The organism is Vibrio sp. YT-16, assembly GCF_033337405.1.
GTDB lineage: Bacteria > Pseudomonadota > Gammaproteobacteria > Enterobacterales > Vibrionaceae > Vibrio > Vibrio alginolyticus.
Genome location: NZ_JAWOQQ010000004.1, coordinates 129,287 through 146,114 on the forward strand (window position 1 = coordinate 129,287; position 16,828 = coordinate 146,114).

The window sequence follows — 16,828 nt, forward strand, 5'->3', positions numbered from 1 at the left end:
TTGCGTAGAGCAAGAGCAATGAGCCATATATTAGATAAAATCGACACTGTTTACCCATTCCCACCGAAACCAGTTCCATTAAGCGAAGAAGAAAAAGCATCTTACATTGAGCGTATTAAAAAGTTACTCAAAGAAAAAGATGCGGTACTTATCGCGCACTACTATACCGACCCTGAGATTCAAGCCCTAGCTGAAGACACTGGCGGGTTTGTTGGTGACTCGTTGGAAATGGCGAAGTTTGGTAATCGTCACCCTGCAAGTACATTGATTATTGGTGGTGTTCGCTTTATGGGCGAGTCGGCCAAAATTCTGACACCAGAAAAGCGCATTCTAATGCCAACGTTGGAAGCGGAATGTTCGCTTGACCTTGGCTGTCCTGCGGATAAGTTCAGCGAGTTTTGTGATGCTCACCCTGATCATACGGTTGTAGTTTACGCAAACACCTCAGCAGCGGTTAAAGCCCGTGCCGACTGGGTCGTTACATCGAGTATTGCGCTTGAAATCGTGGAGCACTTAGACGCTGAAGATAAGCCAATTATTTGGGGACCAGACCGTCACCTAGGATCGTACATCGCTAACAAAACTGGCGCAGATATGCTGCTTTGGCAGGGTGAGTGTGTGGTTCATGATGAGTTCTCTGCTGATGCGCTACGCAAAATGAAGAGCGTGTATCCAGATGCGGCTATTTTGGTTCACCCTGAGTCACCAGCAAGCGTCGTAGAACTTGCCGATGCTGTTGGATCAACGAGTCAGCTGATCAAAGCAGCGAAAGAGCTTCCTCACAAACAAATGATCGTTGCGACAGACAAAGGTATTTTCTTTAAAATGCAGCAACTTGTGCCAGAAAAAGAACTTATCGAAGCACCAACCGCAGGTGCAGGCGCAACATGTCGCAGCTGTGCACACTGTCCTTGGATGGCAATGAACGGTTTGAAAGCAATTGAGAAAGCGCTTAGTGAAAGTGGTGAAGAGCACGAAATTTTTGTTGATGAAGAACTGCGTGTTAAATCCCTTATACCGCTTAACCGCATGCTAGATTTTGCTGAGCAGCTAAATATGCAAGTGAAAGGTAATGCTTAAAAAGTAGGCGTAACTGAAAGTAAATCTCAAAAACCAGCCGAATATGGCTGGTTTTTTTGTGTCTTACTATCAATGAGTTACTATTGATGCAATCAATGAATATCGAGGTCATAAATTTATGGCGGTGTGGTTAGTAGTTAAAAAGTGGCTTAGTTCACACCTTTTTAAATTGAGCAACCGAAGCCTTCTCATCTTTAGTGGCTTATATGTGAGCCTTTCATGGTGGCTGCTGGTTCTCGCTGGTGAAACAGCATTAACAGACAGTTTCGCTAACTTTATCTATTACCTCATGGTTACGGCGAGTACGGTGGGTTATGGCGACCATTCTCCAGTAACAGATATGGGGAAATGGGTTGTCGTACTATTTGTAATCCCCGGCGGTTTGAGCTTATTCGCCGCATTATTGGGGCGTGTCGCTGGATCAGCGATGGACTATTGGCGAGCGGGTATTTTAGGAAAACGGAGAGTAAGAGTGGAAAACCATATTGTATTGTTGGGCTGGAATGGATCGAGAACGATGCACCTTATTCGCATGTTACAACATGAAGAAGAGGGAAAGCGCCCGATTGTTTTATGCAGCCGTTCAGAAATAGAGAACCCGTTACCTGGCGAAATCAGTTTTATCAAAGTGACCAGTTATACCGATTCGCAAGAGATGAAAAACGCCAATATTGCCGAAGCCGCTTGCATTATTGTGGATAATCTCTCGGACGACATTACCTTGTCAGCCGCTCTATACTGCGCATCTGTAAACCCTTCCGCTCATTTGGTCGCTTACTTTAAAGATGAAGCGCTAGGCCGACTTCTAAGTCAGCATTGCCCGAAAGCGGAATGCATACCTGCTGTTGGCGCAGAAATGTTGGCAAAAGCGGCGGTTGACCCGGGCTCAAGTGCGCTTCATCAGGAGCTTTTGGCTTCAACACGAGGTATGACGCAATACTCAGTTATTTATCCTGAGGGGCAGTCTGCCACCACTATTGAGAATCTCTTCGTTTTTCTCAAAAGACGCCATCATGCCACGCTGATTGCTTTTGATATTGGCGATGGTATTCAACTCAACCCAGATTTAGATGCTGAAGTACCCGCGAGTACCAAGCTGTTTTACATTGCAGATGAACGTATTGAAGATTTTGCCTGGAAAGAAATGAACAAGGAACAATAATGCACATGATTGCCGGCCTGTTAGCAGGCTTCCCAAACTTTTTACTCTATTTCTCTGTTTCTATTATTTTTGTATTGGCGTTTAAGTTCATCTACGTCAAGTTGACGCCATACGATGAGTGGCATCTGATTAAAGAAAAACAAAATACAGCAGCAGCGATTGCGCTAAGTGGGGCTTTCCTTGGTTACTGTCTCGCGATTTCGGGGGCGGCAAAAAACTCAGTCAATATCGTCGATTTTATGGTTTGGGGCGTTGTCGCAATGCTTGCTCAAATTATCGCATTTGCAATTGTACGCTTTATTTTACTTCCGAAAGTGGCAGAGCGTATCGAAAAAGATGAACTGCCAGCCGGTATCGTATTAGCAGCAGTTTCTGTTTCGGTCGGCGTATTGAATGCCGCGTGCATGACTTACTAGGAGGAACGATGAAGCGGAGTTCTAACGTTAAACGTTCTTCCATGGACAAAAGCTTAAAGCTTGGGAAAATTCTTCCCTTTGCTGCCTTTGGTGGTATTTTCTTCTTTGCTACGTACGAGTCAAAAACAGAAGGGTACATTTTTTCTGATGCCGATGAGTGTAAATCTAACTCGCCTGAGTTTAGTGAACAGTGTGACATTGCATACCAAGAAGCTTTAGCTCGTGCCGAACAAAATGCCCCTCGCTACCGCAGCGAGTTCGAATGCGAGAATGATTTCTACGAGGATGATTGTTACTACAGTTCCAGTTCCCGAGCTTATGTACCTAACTTTGGCGGTTTTTTTTACAGTCGCTCATTAAGCGGGTTGAAAGGTTATAACAAGAGCTATTACTCAGAGCCGATGTACCGTTATAAATCCAAATTCTATAATGGAGCAGGACAATTCTTTGGCTCCTACCGAAATCAGCCGACCAAAGTCGCGACGAATAGCCTTAACAAACGTGGTGGCGGCACCATTGGCAGGGCGATGTCTCGAGGCTGGTTTGGTAAAGCGGTGTCGGTCAGTCGAGGCGGTTAAAAAGCACTATGTTTCGACGAGAAATACAAGAGCGCGAAAACTGGCGTGAATTAGCACGCCAGTTTTGTTTTGGTTTCCATACCATGTATGACCAACCGTATTGGGATGAGAGTGCTTACTATCAATTCACGCTGGAGCAAATTGAGCGCGATATAGAAGCGCCCACTGAAGAGCTGCATCAGATGTGCCTGGCTATTGTGGATGAAGTCGTTCGGAGTGAGCGGTTGCTGACGCAATGTGCGATCCCTGAATCTATGTGGGAGCAGGTCGCTTCTTCATGGAGACGAAGCGAACCTTCGCTTTATTCGCGGCTGGATTTCGCGTACAACGGGACCTCGCCAGCAAAATTACTGGAAAACAATGCGGATACGCCAACCAGCTTGTTTGAAACTGGCTTTTGGCAGTGGGTGTGGCTAGAAGATGTTGTAAATAAAGGTCGAGTTCACCAGAGCGCGGATCAATTCAATGTTCTTCAAGACTTTTTGATCGAGCGCTTTGCCGAAATAGCAAAATACCAACCAGGACAAACACTTCACTTTAGCTGCTGCAAGTACACTGAAGAAGATAAAGGGACTGTCCAGTATTTAGAGGATTGCGCGCGAGAGGCAGGGTTAGCAACGGCATTCGTGCATGTCGAAGATATTGGAGTGACGGAAGATGGTCTGTTTGTGGATGCTGACGACAGAGCGATTCGTTGGATGTTTAAGCTTTACCCTTGGGAGTTTATGTTTGAAGAGGAATATGCGAAGTACTTAGCGACTGCGAACGTAAACTGGTTAGAACCGATGTGGAAGTCGATTCTATCCAATAAAGCACTTTTACCGTTATTGTGGGAGCGTTTTCCTAACCACCCGAACCTTTTGCCCGCTTATTTTGCTAACGATTCAAAAGCGAACACTATGAGAGATTATGTCATCAAGCCACTATTTTCTCGAGAGGGCGCGAACATCGAGATCGTCATCGATGGAAAACGTTTTGTTAAAACGTCAGGGCCTTATGAATCTAAATTTAATATCGTCCAGCAATACCATCCACTACCTAAGTTTGGGCAAAACCATACGTTAATTGGCAGTTGGTTGGTCAATGATAGAGCTGCCGGTATTTCGATTAGGGAAGACAGTAGCTTAGTGACTCAAGATATGGCGCGGTATATTCCACATGTAATTTTAACATGATCAAAAAAGCTCTCCATTTGGAGAGCTTTTTGTCTATTCAGCCGTTCAATCTTGATGGTCGACAGCGTTGCGTCTATTGTTCTTCAGCTAATGCAACACCGCGCTGGGTAAGACCACATAACATCACTGGCATTGCATTGAAGATTTCCTCAAACTGCTCTAAGCCTTCCATACCTTGTTCGGCCAATGTTTCAATGGTCGTTTCTGGGTCGTAAAGCATAGTAAGAGAAAGTAAAACACCACCGAGTAGGGCATTATCTTCGCTATCCTCAGGCATCAACGTTTCCCAGTCATCACGCGCAAGTTGCCAGCCTTGTAATACACCTTCACAGAAATCGCGAGCCTGACTTGTTACAATGTCTTGCTCATCTAGCGCGCACCCTGCAGGCCACTGCCAAGTGCCTTCTAGGAGAGCGGGACGAGTTTGGTTCCACATTTGTACAATCTCGTCAATGTACTGCTCTAGTTGTTCACCGTCAGTAAATGGCGCTGTTTCTTCTCCACCCCATAAGAATGGCAACCACTCTTGAGGCATTAATACGTTTGGCGCTGCAGCCATCGCTGTTACAAAGCCTTGAGTTTTTGCCAGGTTTAGTAGTTTACCGTCAAGTTCTGGGAGAGAAAGGATGTCTTGTAGTTTCAAAATAGAATACCATTTGTTAATGGGCTGGTTGATTGCGCTCATCTTACCAATCAATTAGTGATAAATCGATATTAGGGAATGATTCACACATCTATGGAAATTCGCTCATCACTTAGAAAAAAAAGCATTCTCGCCCTAACACTTTACCTGTGCTTCTTTATCGCCACTATCGGTTCTGTCGCCTATTTGGTTGTTGAGCCACCGGTTAGACAAAAGCTAGAGCAAAACCTAGAGTTACGTACCCAACTTCTGGCTCTTGAGATCAAAGAGCCCCTCCTCAGTTCTACAGGTGTATTGAGCAGCTTAGTAGGGCTAGCCCAAGGGACTGAAAATATTCAATCTCTCAACACAATAATTCCACATATTCTTCAATTGAGTGACAAGATGCTTGTTAGTGGTGGCGTATGGCCTAAACCCGAGCTCAAAGCAGAACAATGGAGATATAGAAGTCTATTCTTCAATAAAAACAGTGCTAGTGGTATTGACCAAATTCACTCCTACAATAACCCCGAATCTGGCGGTTATGATAATGAACCCTGGTATGTCGCTGCCGCCGATGCTCCGGTAGGTTCTGTTAGTTGGTCTACGGTTTACATCGATACCTTTACTCAGGTCCAGATGATTACCGCGTCTTCTCCGTACTACCAAAACGGTCGATTCGCTGGAGTTGTAACGGTAGACCTATCACTTGATGCACTTTTTCAGTTTATTCGAGAGCACACGAACCAGCATTCTTTGGGGGTAGTGGTTCGCGATGCTGACTCAAACGTGATTATTGAACACAACTTTCAACTGACGGACGAAATTTATGTCAGCGAGCTTGATTTCGGAGAGTTCGATTGGCGCATGGAAGTTGTCAACGCAAAAGCTAAAGTCGCTGATCAAGTGTTTGAACAAGTGATGAGCGTTGAGGGGAGGATCATTCCATTTTTGCTCTTGTGTGTCTTGGTCGGTTACTACTTACTGAATCGCTATATTGTTGAACCAATTGTTCGCATTGCCGCTAAGATTGATGACTCGAAAACTGGTGGGATCATAGATATTGACTACGATAGCGATGACGAAATCGGACAGCTTATCGAGAAGTTCAATGAAAAGACGATCTATTTAGAGCAGGAGAGAATAAAAGCTCAGGCTTCGACAAACGCTAAAACGGCATTCTTAGCCACATTGTCCCACGAGATTCGCACACCAATGAACGGTGTACTAGGAACTGCCCAGATACTGTTAAAAACACCACTTACCGATGAGCAGCGTAAGCACCTGAGAACACTTTATGATTCAGGTGATCACATGATGACATTACTCAATGAGATTTTAGATTACTCAAAAATTGAACAAGGGCATGTTGAGTTTGAAAATAAGCCTTTCCCAATTGAGTCGATTATCGGCAGTATCAAGAGTGTTTATCAAACTCTATGTGCAGAAAAAGGTCTTCGCTTTAGAGTAGTCTCGCATTTACCAACGGGTCGTTGGTACAACAATGACAAAGCCCGTTTGCGTCAAGTACTGTTCAATCTACTCAATAACGCTGTTAAGTTCACCGATCGTGGCATCGTAGAGGTAGAGCTAGCCGAGAAATCGAGTAAGGCAGGCACCAAGCTGATACTAAAGGTAAAAGATACAGGAATTGGTATTTCAAAAGAGGCACAAAAACGCATTTTTCGTCCTTTTGAGCAAGCGGAGTCATCAACGACTAGGCGGTTTGGTGGTACAGGGCTTGGTTTAGCAATAGTCAAAGAAATCGCGGAACATATGGGTGGGCAAGTGGTTGTAGAGAGTCAGGAGGACGCTGGAACGACTTTTACTGTCGAAATTGCCCTTACACCTTGCAAGCCAGGTAAAGTAGAGTCAATCAATACACATAAATTGAACTGTAAAGGGTTGAAAGCACTCATTGTTGAAGACAACCGAACAAATGCGATCATTATGGAAACTTTCCTCCGAGCCAAGGGCTTTGAGTGCACAAGTGTCGAAAATGGTCAGCTTGCAGTCGATGAGGTTGCGATCAAACCATTTGATTTGATACTGATGGATAATCATATGCCTGTTCTAGATGGCGTTGGGGCCATATCAGCCATTCGAGCAATGAGTTCACCTGCTAAGTCGGTACTGATTTTTGGCTGTACAGCGGATGTGTTCAAAGAAACACAAGAGCGTATGATTAATGTAGGAGCAGATCACATAATAGCGAAACCAATAGTGGAGTCTGAATTAAATGATGCACTGTATCTTCATGCGACACAGTTATATCAGTACCAATCGGACTTTGATGGAAATGCAGCAGATAGCTTTAATGCTGAAAAGTGGTTACTCAACTTCTATGTCGCTCTAGATAATGGACATCTTAATGAAGCACTTGAGGCTATTTCAGCGATCATTGCGGAGGCTCCCCTTGAACTCAGTGACGACGTTTCTTCAGTCGCTGAACGGATAAGAAGTAACTTAAAGCGTCAGCAATCCCCAGACCAAGATGATATCGATACATTAACGATTTTGCTGGCCTCACCATAACTGAATCAATATGGCGCAACTGTGAATTGTTCTTACTATTCATACGTCATCCAGCTTCGTGACAAACTCTTCTAACCTGCAATGAACAGGCTTGCAGTTTTACTTTTACGAGTAAAGCAGCAAGACCTTCTACTGTGATTATATCGGTAATACTCTGAATTTTCGCAGCTTGGTAGCATAAGCTATAGGAGTGACTGTTTACAGTCCGAGTTTTGTTCTAACTTTACGTCAAAATAATTATCGTAACCCCTTTTTATGTAAGTGAAATCCGTGTTTTTGTACCATTTTTACGTAATTTTAGGCGTTTTTACTCGCCATTGGTGAAAAAAACTACTTTTACTTTAAAAGTTGGTTATAAATTTACAACTTAATTTTAAATACAGAACCATAAGCTAGTTTTTGTGTGTTCTAATTGCATCATTAGCTGGCTTGATGTCTTTTTAGTGGTTAATAGTTTTATTATTTTTATTAATTGCAGTGTTTGATTTTAAGGGTTTTGTAAATGAAGTCTCGTGGACCATTTTGTATTCGTCACGCCGCAGCGGATACCTTTGCTATGGTTGTTTTTTGCTTTATCACAGGGATGATTGTCGAGATTTTGATTTCAGGGATGACATTTGAGCAATCTCTAGCATCGCGTACGCTATCGATTCCAGTGAATATCGCTATTGCTTGGCCGTATGGGGTTTTTCGTGATTGGGTGCTGCATCAAGGTAGTAAGGTGTCACCGTCTTCCTTTATGAAAAACATCTCCGATCTGGTCGCTTATGTACTATTTCAATCTCCAGTTTATGCGGGTATCTTATTCGCAGTTGGCGCGTCTACAGATCAAATTGTGACCGCAGTGGCAAGTAACGCTGTTATTTCTTGTGGCATGGGTGTGTTGTATGGGTACTTCTTGGATATGTGCCGCCGTTGGTTCCGTGTTCCCGGTTATTCTCAAAGCATGTAAATGCCCCAGTTTTGCTCAATTTAGTTACTTAGTGAGCAATCGATTCGAAAAGGGCGCTTTTTTTTATGTTTAGCCTTGACCATCAGGCACATAATCATTAAATTAGCGCCTCGTTAGCCAATGATGCTAACCAAAATTTGATTCGGTGAGTTGTCCGAGTGGCTGAAGGAGCACGCCTGGAAAGTGTGTATACGGCAACGTATCGAGAGTTCGAATCTCTCACTCACCGCCACATTCTATAAGCCCTTGTAGTGTAAGAACTTCTTATAATACAGGGGTTTGGTGTTTTAATGTAAGCTGCCTACTGGTACAAAGAGTAGGTACAATGTCGAACATCATGGCAAGTCCTTATAAGCATCCTCAAACTGGTGTTTACTACTTTAGAATGGCTGTCCCAAAAAAGCTGGTTCCTATAATCGGTAAGACAGTCTTCAAGAAATCTCTTCAAACGAAAAACCTTTCTGAAGCAAAGCAGCGATTTCCTCAGCATCTTGATGATGCGCTCAAGCAAATCGACTTCGCTAATTTAAAGCTATCTAATTCATCTGATATTGAGCTTAATGTCCGTGATTGCGCGATCATTGCCGAGCGTTGGTATCTGCGTGTTAAAGATGAGGTTGATGGTAATGGTAACTATGATTGCTATCTTCGATATGAATGGTATGGCGTTGAGGGCGATAAGCGTCTCCACGTATTCGGCTTGTCTGACACATTTGAGTTTAGTGGTCTAGATGCGTCAAAAGCTACTGAAGAGGAATACCAAGAGCTTTTGGAAGGTTTTAAAGACTTCATTGAGGAGCAGCTAAAAATAGAAGGTTTAGTTGTATGTGAGACAAGCGCTTCATATAGACGTTTGGTCTGTGCCTTTTATGATTACGCCCGTCGAGTTGAGTCTCTCTGCTTGGCTCGTCACAAGCGAGACTTTGGGTATGAGCCAGTGACCAGTTCAATCGCTAGTGAGCCCATTTCAGTGTCTAAGCCTGATAAGATACCGTCTAGGGTTTTGAAACCATCTCAGAACTCCATTTCGAGCCTATTGAAGCGTTACCTTGAGTCTGCATCTATTAATGGCAAAGCTTCTCAATCCTTGGCAGAGGTTGAGTCTCAGATAGAGCGTCTTATAGAGATAATAGGGGATCTAGACGTTGCTGATGTAACCAGAGGTCATATCTCAAAATACAAAGATACCCTGTTACAATTACCTAAGTCTAAAGCTAAAGAAATTAGAAACAAATCAGTACCTGAGCAGCTTGAGCTTATTAAGACAAAGGGGCTCGAAACAATAGCTCCTTCAACCGTTAAGACTATTCTCAGAAAGACTTCTCCTGTATTTGGCTATGCTGTTGAGCTTGGTCTGATAGACGTCAACCCATACAAAGGTGTAACACTTCCTAAAGTGCAGAATAAGTCAGCGGTTGCCGAAGCTAAAGGCTTTAGCCCTAGTGAGATCAACCAGTTATTTCAGTTTGATATATTCACTGACGCTACTGCTAATAAGCCTTATGGCATGGCTTGTTATTGGGTACCACTTCTATGCAGGTATACGGGCTCTCGGATTGAAGAAATGGTTCAACTTAGAAGGTCAGATATACAACAGTCAGACGAAGGTATTCATTTTATTTATGTTCGTGAGGGTGAAGAGCAGAACGTAAAAAACGTTAAGTCAGTTCGACAAGTACCGATTCATGATCATCTCATTGATTTGGGCTTTTTGGATTATGTGGCGTCCTGTGGAGAGTTTTTATTCCCTGAGCACAAGCCAAACAAACACGGTAAAAGGTCTGGTGCTATTGGTAAGTGGTGGAGTAAACAAGTCAAGACGTTAGGTATAACCAAGCAGCCATCACACTCGTTTAGACACTCTTTGAGAACAGCTTTGCGTGGCCTAGGAGTGGTTGATTCTGTTAGTGATGCTATCACTGGTCACGCTCCGGCTAATATCGGAGCAGCATACGGTACGGTTGATATGAAGGCTAAGAAGAAAGCAATAGACTGTTTGCCTAGGTTGGCTGTCCAACGTCTTTGGTAGCTTTTAGTTAGTGTCTTTACACTGTTGTGTACACCTAAAGTCTCCCCACTGTACACACGTGTACACTTTGGTTTGAATTAGCCCGTAGGCCTTGTGGGATAAGGCTTACGAGCTCACAATGTCATTTCTATAACTCGTAGTTTTCTGTTACGTTAGGGGCTTTATTTCCACTATTTTTATCTTGAATACTTCCTTCGATAGTCCCAGCTTTTTCCAGCCACTTACTCCGTTGAGATATCGAGATACCTAGTTGAGAGCCCCTAGTGAACTTCCTTAAGCCTTCCCTGAAGATATCCTCTCCAAAGAACTCAACGAGGCGGCTGATGCTCTTTGAGACGTCTTTAATTTGCTTTTGCTCCCACTGCTCATCATCTTTGTCAGGCACATACTCCTTACCCTTAAAAGCATCTGAGAGTCGTCTAATCTTCGGGAAACCCTTAGAGTCCCAACAGCTTTGGGGTAGGTAATAACGTGACTCCAAGCCAAACTTGAGGTTTTCAACAAAGCTCTCTAAGTCGTTCATCTCGATGTCATTCCCTAATGCTTCTTTGCAAGCTTTTAAGCCGTTAGCGATGTGTCCAGCTTGACCACGGCTACACCCAACAAGCTCCTCTATTTGAGAGACGCTTAGGCCAAACTCTCGGTTAACAATTAGCTTGCGAAACTTAGCTTGCGTTGCTTCATCTTTAGTAACTCCAACCCCATGTGCTTGGTTGACATCTTGGGCTGCTGAGAATGCCTCAGCGTAGGTACGGTTTTCTATGATCAACGAGTTAATCATTAATTCAGCATCAGGGTTTTCTTCAAGGTACTTCAAACAAGCTCCAGTGCGGTGGAAACCATCCACTACGTAATACTTGTCATCAATCACAAAAACAGTGATCGGTTGCCTTATAGGCTGTCCATTACGAAGGTCTTCAAGAATCTCCTTACTTTGGCTCTCTTGCTTAATCTCTTGCGCTGAACGTTCTCGTTTGTCTTTTATGAGTTCAACGTCACGGGCTTGCATCGCGGGATCGAGTATGAGAGTTCGAGGGTCTAAATACGCAAATCTGCTATCTGCCATGAATTGATTCATAGTGTGTTATGTACCTGTAGGTCAATGATTAATTATTAATGTTTCTCTTTTGGGTTTGATTGGAACCCTAGGAGGGGGGGAGGGTTCGGGGTAATACATATCGAATACGATTGCGGCGTACCGTTACGCACACACAAAACGTGATTTATAAAACTTCATTTTTTTGTATTTAGGGTAGTCTAAGCTTTTGCCAAGGCTCTTTGAACTGTGGATAAGGATACTCCCACTTCGGACGCTATCTTTCTCAAGGAAAAACCTTGTGAACGTAACTCAGCAATACGCTGGTGGTTAGTTGTGTTAGTTGGTCTACCTTTATATTTCCCTGCGGCTTTAGCTTTCTCTATGCCCTCCTGACGTCTTTCCTGAATCATTGCTAACTCGAATTGAGCTACGGCTCCTAGCATGTTCAGCATGAGCTCAGACATATGATCACTTCCACCAGCATTGAAGCTTAGGCTTTCCTTGTGGAATTTCACGCTAACACCTTGGTTAGTCCAGTCGTTTATTAACTGCTTCAAATCAACCAAATTACGAGCTAGGCGGTCGATGCTATGAACGTGGATTGTATCTCCTTCTCGAACGTAGTCTTTAAGAGCTTCTAATGCTGGTCGTTTAGTTGAACCACCACTGCATTTATCTGTAAAGCTCTTATCAAAGGGGATACCAGAATCTGTAAGTTGACGGTCTGTATTTTGGTCTGTGGTCGAAACACGTAGATAAGCTATGTGTGCCATTAGGTGTACCCGTTTAACTCTTAGATGATAGAAATTTTATTGTGGTCACAATTCAAATTCAACCCTATTGGGTACTGTTTGATCAAGGTTTGACCGTAGTCGTTTGGGTATACCTAACGCACACATATGTCAGTGTGGCATATTCTCAATTTCTAGTGACTAAGCTCTTTGTAATCCATAAGGATGGCATTTTTTTGCTTTCACTCCACTTCCACAGAGGCAAGGCTTGTTCCGTTGGTTTCCTTTTAACTTAGACTTAGGTTGTACTGGAAGTGCATCGGATGGTTGGATACGGTTGGAGTTGTCTATTACAGGCATCTCTTCTATGGAACGCAATAGAGTCTCTATTTGCTCTTCTAACTCCAAAACCCTCCTGTCTGACTCACGCTGAGTCTGTTCTGCTTCAAATTTACGCTTATCCAATTCGTACTGTTTTTGTTGAATAGAAACTGCGTTTGCTTGCGTATCATTAGATTCTTTAGCCAAGTCATTAGCCTCTGATTGTTCTACGTAGCTAGCAATAGTAAAAACAAGGGTTAGTACTAAAAGTAAAGTTTCTACTACTTTTTTAAGATCTTTCTCTGGTAGGGACTTAATGTAGTTTTTGAATTTAGCAAATCTTGGATCTACTTCACTCAATGCATCCGCTAACTCGTTAGCAGTAATCTCATCGTTAGCAGCTTCATATACATGCTCTTGGAACTCTCGGAGACGTACAACATTGTTTATGTTGCGTATCTCGTTCACCATCTCTCGTAACTGAAAGTTACCTTGTGAGTCGATGTCCCAATCTTGTTGTATTGCCCAAGAGCCACAGCGTTCACATGGAACTCGCGTTCCTCGAACATGAATATCTCTTGAGTTACCGCTTACGAAGATAGGATTACGACTTAAGAAAGTGTGTCCACAGCTAGGCTTTGTACATTTAGTTACCAAGAGGTCAGCTGCTTGGTTTTGTTCTGCGTGTGCTCGCATCGCATGTTCTCTTTTAAAAGAATGAATCTGTATATACTGCCACTTTAGAGATAACTGCTCAACTTCTTGCATACAGGGTTCTGTGGGGTATCACACTCACTAAGTATGCTCCCTAAAGAGTACAAAAAAGTGGTACAAAGACGATAGATGTTGTATTGTTAAGTTGTTGATTTTAATTGCTTTAAACTTGGTAGCTTGCAATCGAGAGTTCGAATCTCTCACTCACCGCCACATTCTAAAAGGTCTGATTTGTCAGGCCTTTTTTCGTATCTACACTAAAGTAATGCGTCATTGAAAGTACACAAGAGTGCTCAAGGTGCAAGCGCCATTCTATCTACAAGCCAACTATTCACATCTCACCTCTATACAACGCCAAAATTGAAGATGCTATACAGAGGCAGCCATAATCTGATTGGTGCGGGTTAGCACATCCGCTTTAATCTAGAATTTAGCACCCATATCACATGAGGTATGAATACGGCCACAAGAATGAACGTAGTGCTACTAGATGCTAAGCAAAACAGCCATGAACACGAATACAACAGCAATCATACCAAAGAGATCTGTGTTTAGATTGAGGTCATCAGGGTTAAATTTTTCAATGCTTTGCGTCGTTTTGCATCTTATCTTCATGTTCTTGTCCTTATTTCATGTACGATTTCAACAGCAACATAACATGCAATTGAGAGTTCACAAGTCATAAAAAGCATAAGTATACTTGCTCCTCATTGAGCGCAAAAAATACTCAAAGCGTTTTAAAGTGGCGGTCTACCTTTTGTAACATCAAATATTCTTTCTGTTTTTGTGCCTGTATCGCTATAGTTGAGAAGCGGTTATCTCGTTCTAGTTAGGAACAAACTACTGGCTGCCGCTACATTCTCTCAGCGTTCCCACTCAGTCGCCTTGGGTAGATACTTTAGTCGTTGAGTACTGCAAAAAAACGCCGCATGAGCAGCGGCGCTTTGTTGAGGAATTCCCTTTCCTACTTGTAGCTAAGTTCTGTCGCTTTGCCTTTGAAGATCCGGTATACCACAAAGGTGTAAAGCAATATCACCGGCATAACAATCATCACACCGTAGCCCACGATTATTAACGTCGCAGGCGAGGAGGCAGCTTGTTGTGCGGTCATTAATCCCGGCACAACTTCTGGGAAGAAGCTATACGCAAGCCCGAGAAAGCTCAACGCGAAAATGACAGTGACACCAAAGAAAGGCCAGCGCACACCCAGATCATTCACCATTGGAACCTGACGCAAATAGCGATCAACTAGGAAGATGGTTGCCAATACAATTAACGGAACTGGGGCAAGCAACAAGATTTCTGGGAAGCTGAACCAACGCAAGGCAACTTGTTGATTTACAATTGGGTTTACAACGCTAACCACCAAGATTCCTAAGGCTGCTAACCAACCAGCACGGCGAGACCAACGGGCCGAGCGTATTTGCAAATCACCTTCCGTTTTTAGTACTAACCATGCGCCACCGATGTAAACGTACGCCGCCGCTACACAAAGTGCGCTTAACCAAGCAAAGCCAAATGCTTCGGTTGATTGTTCAAATCCCATGATGTAACGACCCACCATGTAGCCTTGGGTTAGCGCGGTGACTAACGAGCCAATTCTGAAGCACCAATCCCAGTGAGGTTTATGACCCGAGTTCGCTTTGGCTCGGAAGTCGAACGCCACGCCACGCATGATCAGTGCGATAAGCATAATCGCGGTCGGCATATAAAGTTCCGTCAAAATCAAGCTATGAGCAGTAGGAAAGGCAATCAGCAGAATACCGACGGCTAACACCAACCACGTTTCATTCGCATCCCAGAAAGGGCCGATAGACGCTATCATTCGGTCACGTTGCGCTTCATTATCACTCGGTAAAAGGATACCGACGCCAAGATCGTAGCCGTCGAGCACGGCATACATAAAGACCGAGAAGCCAAGCAGCAGAAGATAAATTTCTGGTAGATAGTCGAGCATGATTAGGCCTCTTGTTGTGTCAGTGGGACTTCATGGGCTGCAACGTCTTTGCGCGCCAAATAGAATAGGGTATGGATGTACGCAACCAGCAATGCAGCATAAATGGCTAAGTACATAATGAGCGAAGTCATCACGCTACTGCTCGCAACCGTGGTGACGGCTTCGGATGTTCGCAATACACCGCTGACCAACCAAGGTTGTCGACCAATCTCAGTAACATACCAACCCGCCAGTGTGGCTATCCAACCAGAGAACGTCATGGCTAATACCGTGTACAGGTAAGGTTTAGGTAGCGCTTTTTTACGTGCTAGCTTCACCGCGCCATACCAGCTAACAAGCAACATAAGGACACCAACACCAACCATCACGCGGAAACCAAAGAACAAGGGCTTCACTGGCGGGTGGTCAGGTGCAAACTCGTTAAGTCCTTGGATTTCCCCATCTAAGTCATGCGTAAGAATCAAACTCGCCAGCTTTGGGATGCCCACTTCAAAATCATTGCTGCGAGTTTCTTCATTTGGCATCGCAAACAGAAGAAGAGGCGCGCCTTGCTCGGTCTCCCACACGCCTTCCATCGCTGCGATTTTTGCAGGTTGATGTTCAAGCGTGTTTAACCCGTGAAGGTCACCGACAAAGATTTGAATTGGGATGAATCCAGCCGCCGCGAACAGCGCGACTTTTAGGCCAAGTTTGGCTGAGCGGTGATCTGGCTTTTTCATTATTTGATAAGCTGAGATACCCGCAATCAAGAAGCTGGCAGTCAGCGCCGATGCTAATAGCGTGTGCAGAAGACGGTAAGGTAAAGAAGGATTGAAAATAACTTCTTTCCAACTGGTCACATGTACAATTCCGTCAATCACTTCATAGCCGCTTGGTGTGTGCATCCAGCTGTTAAGCACCAGAATCCAAAATGCGGACATACTTGTTCCGACCGCAACTAGAACGGTTGCGAGAGTATGAACCCATTCCGGTACTCGTCCACGCCCAAACAGCATCACACCAAGGAAGGTCGCTTCCATAAAGAAGGCGGTCATCACTTCGTATCCGAGCAATGGCCCTGCTACGTTTCCGACTCTTTCCATAAAGCCTGGCCAGTTGGTACCAAACTGGAAACTCATCGTAATGCCGGATACCACACCTAAGGCGAAAGTAAGAGCGAATATCTTGACCCAGAAGTAATAAACATCGAGCCATACGGGAGCTTGGGTGCGGTTATATCGCCACTTGAAAAACACCAACATCCACGCCAACGCGATGGTGATGGTCGGGAAGAGAATGTGAAAGCTGATATTGGCCGCGAACTGGATCCGCGACAGCATGAGGGTATCTAACATCTTGGTTCCTCAAAAACGTGCCATACTAAAAATCGAGTCTATCTGTAATTTAGTTACGAAAAGTCGGGCAGTTTGGATTCATGTATCGAGAAATACAGGTGATTCTGTTTTCTTCTAACCATGATTTATATCAACTAAGGGAAAGAAAGGAGTGTAGGAAATTGTCTCAAAATGCCACTAATA

At 43.9% G+C, this 16,828-nt stretch carries 15 protein-coding genes and 1 tRNA gene; 9 read left to right on the top strand and 7 right to left on the bottom strand.

The features are described from left to right. Window positions 1–18 precede the first annotated feature (18 nt). The 5 genes from nadA to R7F07_RS09010 all read left to right on the top strand — a co-directional run bounded on the left by nadA (window position 19) and on the right by R7F07_RS09010 (window position 4,411). Entirely contained in the window at window positions 19–1,080 is a 1,062-nt protein-coding gene (nadA, locus tag R7F07_RS08990; RefSeq protein WP_053349445.1) for a quinolinate synthase NadA, read from the top strand. A gap of 118 nt (window positions 1,081–1,198) precedes the next feature. After that, complete coding sequence (locus tag R7F07_RS08995) at window positions 1,199–2,242, top strand: potassium channel protein (protein WP_053349446.1); 1,044 nt, start codon at window positions 1,199–1,201, stop codon at window positions 2,240–2,242. Beyond that, window positions 2,242–2,658, top strand: a complete 417-nt coding sequence (locus R7F07_RS09000) for a DUF350 domain-containing protein (protein ID WP_005378281.1) — start codon at window positions 2,242–2,244, stop codon at window positions 2,656–2,658. The genes R7F07_RS08995 and R7F07_RS09000 overlap by 1 nt, the downstream gene beginning before the upstream one ends. 8 nt (window positions 2,659–2,666) lie before the next feature. Continuing rightward, window positions 2,667–3,236 carry a DUF1190 domain-containing protein gene (locus R7F07_RS09005; RefSeq protein ID WP_318110485.1) on the top strand — a complete coding sequence of 190 codons (570 nt, stop codon included), beginning with the start codon at window positions 2,667–2,669 and terminating at the stop codon, window positions 3,234–3,236. A gap of 8 nt (window positions 3,237–3,244) precedes the next feature. Continuing rightward, window positions 3,245–4,411: a glutathionylspermidine synthase family protein gene (locus tag R7F07_RS09010; protein ID WP_171342749.1), complete on the top strand. Its 1,167-nt coding sequence runs from the start codon at window positions 3,245–3,247 to the stop codon at window positions 4,409–4,411. Window positions 4,412–4,484: 73 nt separating this feature from the next. On the opposite strand, the gene R7F07_RS09015 is transcribed toward R7F07_RS09010, so the two are convergent. After that, complete coding sequence (locus tag R7F07_RS09015) at window positions 4,485–5,096, bottom strand: YecA family protein (RefSeq protein ID WP_005378278.1); 612 nt, start codon at window positions 5,094–5,096, stop codon at window positions 4,485–4,487. 51 nt (window positions 5,097–5,147) lie between these two features. Between R7F07_RS09015 and R7F07_RS09020 the strand changes: the two genes are divergently transcribed. The 4 genes from R7F07_RS09020 (at window position 5,148) to R7F07_RS09035 (ending at window position 10,549) form a co-directional block, all read left to right on the top strand. Further along, window positions 5,148–7,568 carry a hybrid sensor histidine kinase/response regulator gene (locus R7F07_RS09020; RefSeq protein WP_171342762.1) on the top strand — a complete coding sequence of 807 codons (2,421 nt, stop codon included), beginning with the start codon at window positions 5,148–5,150 and terminating at the stop codon, window positions 7,566–7,568. 502 nt (window positions 7,569–8,070) lie between these two features. Next, window positions 8,071–8,520, top strand: a complete 450-nt coding sequence (locus R7F07_RS09025; RefSeq protein ID WP_005378276.1) for an L-alanine exporter AlaE — start codon at window positions 8,071–8,073, stop codon at window positions 8,518–8,520. A 144-nt stretch (window positions 8,521–8,664) separates the two neighbouring features. After that, window positions 8,665–8,752: transfer RNA gene (locus tag R7F07_RS09030), tRNA-Ser, on the top strand. 93 nt (window positions 8,753–8,845) lie between these two features. Beyond that, window positions 8,846–10,549 carry a site-specific integrase gene (locus tag R7F07_RS09035; RefSeq protein ID WP_318110486.1) on the top strand — a complete coding sequence of 568 codons (1,704 nt, stop codon included), beginning with the start codon at window positions 8,846–8,848 and terminating at the stop codon, window positions 10,547–10,549. A 127-nt stretch (window positions 10,550–10,676) separates the two neighbouring features. Here R7F07_RS09035 and R7F07_RS09040 read toward each other — a convergent pair whose 3' ends face one another. The 6 genes from R7F07_RS09040 to R7F07_RS09065 all read right to left on the bottom strand — a co-directional run bounded on the left by R7F07_RS09040 (window position 10,677) and on the right by R7F07_RS09065 (window position 16,645). Next, the gene (locus tag R7F07_RS09040; protein WP_234702563.1) at window positions 10,677–11,615 is read right to left on the bottom strand and encodes a hypothetical protein; all 939 of its coding nucleotides are present in this window, start codon (window positions 11,613–11,615) and stop codon (window positions 10,677–10,679) included. Between the two features lie 191 nt (window positions 11,616–11,806). Further along, complete coding sequence (locus tag R7F07_RS09045; RefSeq protein WP_025794773.1) at window positions 11,807–12,361, bottom strand: recombinase family protein; 555 nt, start codon at window positions 12,359–12,361, stop codon at window positions 11,807–11,809. A 159-nt stretch (window positions 12,362–12,520) separates the two neighbouring features. Next, window positions 12,521–13,336 (bottom strand): YecA family protein, encoded by an 816-nt coding sequence (locus R7F07_RS09050; RefSeq protein ID WP_258484312.1) that lies wholly within the window; start codon window positions 13,334–13,336, stop codon window positions 12,521–12,523. Window positions 13,337–13,840: 504 nt separating this feature from the next. Beyond that, a complete protein-coding gene (locus R7F07_RS09055) occupies window positions 13,841–13,969 on the bottom strand; it encodes a hypothetical protein (RefSeq protein ID WP_005378275.1) in 129 nt (42 codons plus the stop codon). A gap of 349 nt (window positions 13,970–14,318) precedes the next feature. Continuing rightward, the gene (locus tag R7F07_RS09060; protein ID WP_171342748.1) at window positions 14,319–15,311 is read right to left on the bottom strand and encodes a cytochrome d ubiquinol oxidase subunit II; all 993 of its coding nucleotides are present in this window, start codon (window positions 15,309–15,311) and stop codon (window positions 14,319–14,321) included. A gap of 2 nt (window positions 15,312–15,313) precedes the next feature. Then, the gene (locus R7F07_RS09065; RefSeq protein ID WP_005388402.1) at window positions 15,314–16,645 is read right to left on the bottom strand and encodes a cytochrome ubiquinol oxidase subunit I; all 1,332 of its coding nucleotides are present in this window, start codon (window positions 16,643–16,645) and stop codon (window positions 15,314–15,316) included. Window positions 16,646–16,828: the final 183 nt, after the last annotated feature.